Source organism: Pseudomonas sp. GW821-FHT07E12, assembly GCF_058986605.1.
Map to the genome: position 1 here is coordinate 41,847 of NZ_JBYSVX010000041.1, position 7,638 is coordinate 49,484.

General features: G+C 61.6%; 3 protein-coding genes. 1 reads left to right on the top strand and 2 read right to left on the bottom strand.

Translation table 11 applies throughout. The annotated features are described in order from the left end of the window. Positions 1–151 precede the first annotated feature (151 nt). The gene (locus tag AC3WJE_RS18355) at positions 152–1,765 is read left to right on the top strand and encodes an alpha-glucosidase (protein WP_493732267.1); all 1,614 of its coding nucleotides are present in this window, start codon (positions 152–154) and stop codon (positions 1,763–1,765) included. Positions 1,766–2,043: 278 nt separating this feature from the next. Here AC3WJE_RS18355 and AC3WJE_RS18360 read toward each other — a convergent pair whose 3' ends face one another. After that, positions 2,044–4,800, bottom strand: coding sequence for a TonB-dependent receptor (locus AC3WJE_RS18360; protein WP_493732268.1), 2,757 nt, complete (start codon positions 4,798–4,800; stop codon positions 2,044–2,046). A gap of 307 nt (positions 4,801–5,107) precedes the next feature. Continuing rightward, the gene (locus AC3WJE_RS18365; protein WP_493732269.1) at positions 5,108–7,168 is read right to left on the bottom strand and encodes a glycoside hydrolase family 97 protein; all 2,061 of its coding nucleotides are present in this window, start codon (positions 7,166–7,168) and stop codon (positions 5,108–5,110) included. Positions 7,169–7,638: the final 470 nt, after the last annotated feature.

Here is a 7,638-nt window from a genome sequence, read left to right on the forward strand (position 1 = left end):
GTAATTGGCTGATTCCTGAGCAAGTCGGACTTGGTCGAGTGCCATGAATACGTATGCGAACCAACGCCCTGAAACCCCGCCGACGCTAAGCTAACGGGGTTCTCAGGGCGTCGGTTTTCAGACGCCTCCAAGCCCGGAAGGGGGGCGTTTGATGTCGCAGACTCCATGGTGGCGGGGCGCCGTCATCTATCAGATTTATCCGCGTAGCTATCTCGATACCAATGGTGACGGCGTCGGTGATTTGCCGGGCATCATCGATCGGCTGGACTATGTCGCATCGCTGGGCGTGGATGCGATCTGGGTGTCGCCGTTCTTCAAGTCGCCGATGGCGGACTTTGGCTACGACATCGCTGACTATCGGGATGTCGATCCGCTGTTCGGCACGCTCGAGGACTTCGACAGGCTGCTGGTCAAGGCGCATGCGCTGGGTCTGAAGGTAATGATCGATCAGGTGTTCAGCCATACCTCGGTCGATCACGCCTGGTTCCGCGAGAGCCGAGAGGATCGCAGCAATGCCAAGTCGGACTGGTATGTCTGGGCGGATGCGCGCGAGGACGGCATGCCGCCGAACAATTGGCTGTCCATCTTTGGCGGTGTGGCGTGGCAATGGGAGCCGCGGCGCCGGCAGTACTACCTGCATAACTTCCTGGCCTCGCAGCCGGATCTCAACTTTCATAATCCTGCGGTGCAGCAGGCCACGCTGGATTATGTGAAGTTCTGGCTCGATCGAGGTGTGGATGGTTTTCGCCTGGATTCGATCAACTTCTGTTTCCACGATGCCAAGTTGCGTGATAATCCGGCCAAACCGACTGAGTTGAGACTGGGGCGGGGGTTCAGTCCCGATAATCCGTACGCCTTTCAGTATCACTACTATAACAATACGCAGCCGGAGAACATCGGTTTCCTCGAGCGGTTGCGTGAGCTGCTGGACGAGTATCCCGGTTCGGTGATGCTTGGAGAGATATCTTCAGAGGACTCACTGGCAACGACCGCCGAGTACACCATGCCCGGTCGTTTGCACATGGGCTATAGCTTCGAGTTGTTGGTGAACGATTTCAGCGCCGCCTACATCCGTGGCACGGTCGAGCGCCTTGAGACCACGATGCGTGAAGGCTGGCCATGCTGGGCGATCTCCAACCACGACGTTCAGCGGGCGCTGACACGTTGGGGTGGTGAACCGGCGCAGCCGCAGTTGGCGAAGATGCTGTCGGCGATGCTGTGTTCGCTGCGTGGTTCGGTATGCGTCTATCAGGGCGAGGAACTCGGGCTCGGCGAAGCGCATGTGCCGTTCGAGGCATTGCGGGATCCCTATGGCATCACCTTCTGGCCGAACTTCAAGGGGCGCGACGGTTGTCGCACGCCGATGCCATGGAACGATGAGGATCAGGCGGGGTTCACCACCGGCAATCCATGGCTGCCGATTCCGATAGAGCATCGTGCACATGCAGTGCAGGCACAGGAGGTCGAGCCGGATTCGGTATTGAATGCATTCCGGTCGTTCCTGGAATGGCGCAAGTCGCAGCCGGCTTTGGTTGGAGGTGACATCGAGTTCGTGGATTCGCCGGAGCCGGTTCTGATGTTTCGACGGGCGGTTGAAGGCGAGACGCTGCTGGCGGCGTTCAATCTTTCCTCGGACACCACGTCGTTGTCGCTACCGGAAGGACGCTGGACACAGCTCGATGTGCCTGGTCAGGTATCAGGTACGACTACAGGAAGCGGACGGGTGTTGCCGGGGTATGCGGTGTTTTTCGCCAGGCAATCCTAGACGAAGTGTTTGCATCCTCTTAAGGCCCACTGGATGGTGCTCGGTGACGCGAGCCTCGGCACAGTGGAAGCCATCGGACTCCCGTCTGAATGACCACAGAAAGAAGGCCACGGATCCATATCCGTGGCCTTCTCACTTTCTCCGGGGGGACGGCTACCGCGAGGTCATCGTGGGATAGAGGACGAATGCAGTTCCGGAATCAGGACGCTCAGGATACCCGCCAAAAAAAAAAGCCCGCCGTAGTAAGCGGCGGGCCGTGCATCAGCACTGGGAGTCGATCAGAACTTGTAGTTCGCGCCTAGCAGGTAGGTGCGGCCCCACTGGATGGTTTCCAGCGGGCGATCCTTGGTTTCGGCGTAGGTGTGGTACTTGGAGTTGGTGAGGTTGCTCGCCTGCAGCAGGAAGCTCAGGCCTTTCAGGCGACTGTGGTCGCTGAAGGTGTAGCTGAGCTGTGCATCGGTGATGTCCTCGCCCTCCACGTAGCGCAACGTACGTACGCCGGAGAAGTTGCCGATCTCACCGATGAAATCCGAGCGCTTGCGTTGACTGACGCGTGCTTCGAAACCATTACGCTCGTAGTACGCGGTGAAGTTGTAAACACGCTTGGACAGGCCCGGCAGCATGATCTCGCCCGAACCTACGCTGGAAGCGCTCTCCGGATCCATGATCTTGATGTTGCTGTCATTGAAGCTCGCGCTGGCGACGACGCCGAAGCCCTCCAGGGCGTCAGAGAACATATCCAGCGGCAACGATGCGGTCAGTTCCGCGCCGCGCAGCGTGCCGCCTTTCCCGTTGAACGGTGCGCTGTAGTTGCCGGTGTTCTGTACCGGGACGGTGACGGTATCGCCGTTGGCGGCCAGCCACGCGGCGACCTGGTCGGTGAAGTCGTAGCCGTCGCGGGTCTGGGTGAAGATATAGCTCTTGAGCTGCTTGTAGAAGAATGCGGCCGCCACGTAGGCCTTGGTGCCGAAGTACTTCTCGTAGGAAATGTCGAGCGCGTTTGCACGCCACGGATCCAGATTGGGGTTGCCGCCGCTGGCGCCGGGCTTGCCGGTACTGGTATCCACGCCGAATTCCATCGAGGCGCGCAACTGGTCCACGCGAGGGCGTGCGACCTGGCGGGCGAGGGCGACACGCAGCGTCTGCTCGGCCGGGAACATGAAGGCGAGGTTGAGGCTTGGCAGGAAGTCGGTATAGGTCTTGCCCGCCTTGATCGGGATCACCTGGCTGCCCACCGGTTGCGAGTCGTCCCAGTAATTGGAACTGGATGACTGGTCGACGTGCTGGGCCTGGATGCCGACATTGCCGCGGACCGGTATCGAGCCGATTTCGGTATCGATGTTGGCGCGCAGGAAAGTCGTGGTGATCTTCTCGCTCACCGACCATTGCTTGGGAATCAGATAAGACTCGGTGGTGGTCGGGTTGAACACCATATAGCGGGCCACTGCGGCCGGGACGTTCCAGCTCGGGATGTAACCGACGCCGGCGAAGCCCAGGTTGACCAGGCCGTACTGCAGATCCGAGGCGATGCTGGTATCGCCTTGCGCGCCCAGCAGGATGTTGCCTTCGGGCTGCGACTTGTTCTTCTCGCGGTCGGCATAGTTGATGCCGGCGTCGACATCGGAAAACCAGTTGAGGCCTTCCGGAGCGGGGAAGCTGACAGCCAGCTTGTAGCCCTTCAGTTCATCGTCCACACGCGGGGTCTTGCCGTAGCCGGAACCGTAGATGGTGTTGGTCAGGTAGAGCGAGTTGTAATCCGAATAGTTCAGGCCCGGCGTGAACTGCGGGAAGCTGCCTGCGCCGTAGTTGAGCGTGACCGAATCCAGCTGCGGTGCCGGCAGCAGTTGCAGATTGTTTTCGAGACTGATCTCGTCGCGCTCGGCCTTGGACCAGCTGACATCGGCGACCAGTTTGACGCTGCCAGCCTGGATTTCGTTGTTCCAGCCGAAAGCCTTGATGCGGTCTTCGCGGTAGTTGTACATGCCGCGTACCAGCGGGTAGACGTTGTTGGCCACGCCGCCGGTAAAGGTGCCGTTCTCATTGACGGTGGCACCGGTCACGTTAAGCGGGTCATAGCCGCCATTGTAGTTGCCGAGATGAACCTCGAACTGATTGGCGGTGTCGTATTCCTTGGCCTTGGTATAGAACGCATCGAGCGTGCTGGTCCAGGCATTGTTCGGACGGAACTGCACGGTTGCCATCACGCCGTCGCGTTTGGCGTTGCCGGTGCGACGCAGGGCCTTGATGCCATCGGAGTAGTAAGTGCCCGCTTCGACGCCGGGCCGCCAGCCATCGCCGACGGCTTGCCACGGCTCGTACAGGCCGACCTGATTTTCCTGCTTGGGCATGTCCGAGTGGGCGTAGCCGATTGCCAAGCCGAGGGTGTGATCGGCGAACTGGTCGATGTAACTGGCACTGATGCGGTTGCCATAGGCGTCGACGCCGGCAGCCTTGCCCAGCGAATTCTTCTGGTAGCGGCCGCCGAGGGAAATCACGCGATCCTGATAGCTCAGCGGGCGCACGGTCTGCATATCGATCGTGCCGGACAGGCCTTGTCCGATCAGGCCGGAGTCGGGGGTCTTGTACACGGTGACGCCGCTGATCAGTTCTGATGGATATTGGTCGAACTCGACGCTGCGATTGTCGCCGGTGCTGACCATTTCGCGGCCGTTGAGCAGGGTGGTCGCGAAGTCCGGCGACAGACCGCGCACGCTGATCACCTGGGCGCGACCGGCCACACGCTGCGCGGCCAGGCCGGGCAGGCGGGCGATCGATTCGGCGATCGAGACATCCGGCAGCTTGCCGATGTCTTCGGCGGAAATCGCCTCGACGATGGACGTGGCGTCCTGCTTCACCGAGATCGCACTTTCGATGCCGCGGCGGATGCCGGTGACTTCGACGCGGTCCAGATTCACCGTTTTGTCTTCGGTGGTCTGGGTCGTGTCCTGTGCGCTCTCGGATTGGGCTGCGGCCAGCGCAGGCGTCAGAGCAATGGTCAACGCGGCGGTAAGCGCGCTGCGCTTTGGATTCAACATTTTCCCCTCCCAGGCAATGTTGTGGATCGGATTGTGTGCGTCCGGGTAAGCGCCTGGACGTTTGTTGCGGACCATGGAATGGTCGGTTGGTACTTGCGATCTATGTTAGACAGCGCGATCCGTCACGGAATCGGGGTGCATACGTATTCAATGAATTTGGCGGTGTTGGAATCGATTCCAGACGGCGTGGCGGTATACCGGACGTGTGGCGTCGGTGAAGCGAACATCGTAGGAGCGGCTTCAGCCGCAACCAGGTTTCCCCGGTAAAGCCTCATCGCGGCTGAAGCCGCTCCTACGATGGGGGGCATTAATGGGCGGCTTCCAGCGGTACGAACCGGATGGCCTGTCCGCCGCCGGGTGCCAGCTTCAGTACGAGCCGATCCGCACTGGTTACCTCACGTGTTTCGTGTACGAACGCAAATGGGTTGCTGCGGTAGTCGGCATCGTCGCCATCGCGATAGATCTCGGCGCGATAGCGCACGCCAGGCTCGAGGAAGGCGAGATCGATCGGCAGCACGCGACCGTGTTCGTCGGTGATGCTGCCGAGGAACCAGTTGCGGCTATGGCGATCCTTGCGCACGATCGTCACGTAGTCGCCGACTTCGCCGTTGAGCACGCGGGTATCGTCCCAGTCCATCGCAACGTCTTCGATGAAGCGGAAGGCATCGCGGTGTTGCAGGTAGTGTTCGGGAAGATCCGCGGCCATCTGGATCGGGCTGTAGACCGTCACGTACAACGCCAATTGGCGGGCGAGCGTGCTGGGGATGGCCTGGCCGCCGCGCCCCTTCAGGCTGAGGACGCCAGGGGTGTAGTCCATCGGGCCGGACAACAGACGGGTGAAAACGAGGTTGACTTCGTGTTCCGGCGGGTTAGGCGGCTGGCCCCAGGCGTTGTACTCCATGCCACGCGCGCCCTCGCGAGAAAGCCAGTTCGGGTAGGTACGACGCAGGCCGGTGTCCTTGATCGGCTCGTGCGCGTTGACTGACAGGTGTCGTTTCGCCGCTTCCTGTACGACCTTGAGGTGATGGCGGGCCATGAACTGGCCGTCGTGCCATTCGCGCCAGAGCGGGCCGCCGGCAGGATTACGCCGATCGACCTGGCCGTCATCGCAGACGTAGCCGGTCTTGAACGTATCCACGCCGAGCCGAGCGTAGAGGTCGAGTGCTGCGTCGAGCTGGTCCTCGTAATGTTCGACGGCGCAGCCGGTCTCGTGGTGGCCGATCAGGTGCACGCCTTTCTTGGCGGCGTAGGCGCTCAATGCTTCGATATCGAAATCCGGCGTAGCGCGCGTGAAATCGAAGGCATAGCCATTGCCGAACCATTCGCCATTCCAGCCGGGATTCCAGCCTTCCACCAGCACGCCGCGGAAGCCATGTGCGGCGGCGAAATCGATGTAGCGTTTGGTGTTGGCCGTGGTGGCGCCATGTTTAGGCCCGGTGGCCCAGCTCTCCTGGTCGAGGTGCATCGACCACCACACGCCGATGTATTTGGCCGGATGCACCCAGCTCACGTCGCCCAGCACGTTGGGCTCGTTGAGATTGAGGATCAGGTTGGATTCGACCAGACCGCCGGCGCTGTCGGCGATCTGAAGCGTGCGCCAAGGCGTATCGAATGGCAGTGTGCGGCGAACTTTCCAGCCCTCCGCCGAGGGCGAGAGCTGCGCGCGCAGACGCTGGCCGTCGGTACGACGCAGCCACATGCCGGCGTAGTCGACCAGTGCGGCTTCGTGGATGGATACGTGCAGACCATCATGGCTGCGCAGGGTGATCGGAGTGTGCGCCAGCGGTACCTGGTCCAGCGGTGTACGTTGGTAGAGGTATTCGTAGTGGATCGGTTCACCGGCCGGGATCCACCAGGCGGTGGACTCGGGCTTGATCGCGAATTCGGTCAGCTCATCGTCGATGATCGCCTCGCGCATCGCCGCTTGTTCGGGGAAGCGATAGCGGAAGCCGAGGCCGTCGTCGTAGACGCGGAACTCGATCTCGATGCGTCGCTTCAAACCGCTACGTTCGACCAGTTGTACGATCAGCGCGTTGTAGTGGTTGCGCACGTAGCGACGCTCGCCCCAGGGTTGTTCCCAGGTCTCGTCGTGCTGCGACGTGGATTGGCTCTGCAACACCAGATCGCGATCCAGTCGGCCGTCGCGCAACTGGAAGCCGAGCCGCGAAGGTTCCACAACCGTTTCGCCGAAACGCTCCACCGTGTAGCTCGGGTGGCCACCATCCAGTTGCAATGACACACGCAGCACATGGCCGGGTGATTCGATGCTGGCGACAGTGGCGGGTTCGGCCAGTGCCGGACTGCCGGCGAGCAGGGCGAATGCAACAGCAAAACAGCGAATGACGGTGTGGTGCGGCGTCAGCGGCATGTCCCCTCCCAAGGTGGCCGGTGATGGATATTGCAGGGGAGAAGGGTTTGCCGTATCTGCGCAATATGGCGCTGAAAAACTTGCGGGCTTTCGACGCCCGCCTACACGGGAACAACCGTTTCAAGCGATGAATCTCCCGGAGCCGACTATAGCGATGCATTGCGGTGAACCCGCGGTTTCCGGGATGAATACGTATGCAGCTGTGCATCGCATCGTCGCTCGCGTCTACCATGTCGGCACGGCACCCAGGGTCTGTTGGGATGCCCAAGCAGGTCGCGCCACTCTTGCGCGCATTCGGGGCAAGGAAGAGGGAGGAAGTGGACGTCTGTCCACGACCGAGCGATGACGCCGCACCGGACGCGCGCAAGAGCGGCCCTTCGGGTTGGGTCTGTCGGGGGGGGGGGGGGGGGGGGGGGGGGGGGGGGGGGGGGGGGGGGGGGGGGGGGGGGGGGGGGGGGGGGGGGGTGGGG